This window comes from Bariatricus sp. HCP28S3_A7 (genome assembly GCF_052066375.1).
GTDB lineage: Bacteria > Bacillota > Clostridia > Lachnospirales > Lachnospiraceae > Allocoprococcus.
The window spans coordinates 1-493 of sequence record NZ_JBQHSG010000094.1; the positions used below are offsets into that span (position 1 = coordinate 1).

Below are 493 nucleotides of genomic sequence, written 5' to 3' on the forward strand. Positions count from 1 at the left end.
CTTCGAAGAATTGAGGGAATCGTTTCTACTCCGTTTCGTATCCTGCGATACAGATTATATGTTTCACTAGACATTCTCTCCTCTAGTGCGAGGCGAATCAGGCTCTTTTTCGTAATAAGTACTCTTGCTATTTTTTTGAATATTTTGGCATGACACTGTTCCTTATGTGGACAGTTTGCGCATACATCTCTGTCAAAGGTGATTTTAAATTCATCATTGCTCTTCTTATAACAACAACTTCTAGGTGTGTTTCCTACCGGACACTTTATCACTTTTGTTTTTTCTTCGTCCATTTCAAATCCGGAAACATCTCGCCGATTCTTTTTGGCTGTCAATGCAGTAGGAAGTAGTTCGATGTTCTTCTCGGCAGCCATTGTTTCGGCTTCCTCACTATAGTAGGCCCCATCCACGATCATACTTGTGTTTTCTTCTTGTTTTGGCAAGGCTTCCAGATGTTCTTTTATAAACTGTGAGTCTGAATGGATATTGGATT

1 protein-coding gene is annotated in these 493 nt (G+C 39.8%); it reads right to left on the reverse strand.

Going from position 1 to position 493, the window contains the following annotated elements; all coding sequences use genetic code 11:
- Nucleotides 1-493: transposase (locus ACTNA4_RS16140; RefSeq protein WP_441031190.1), on the reverse strand; the 493-nt coding region annotated here is incomplete at both ends.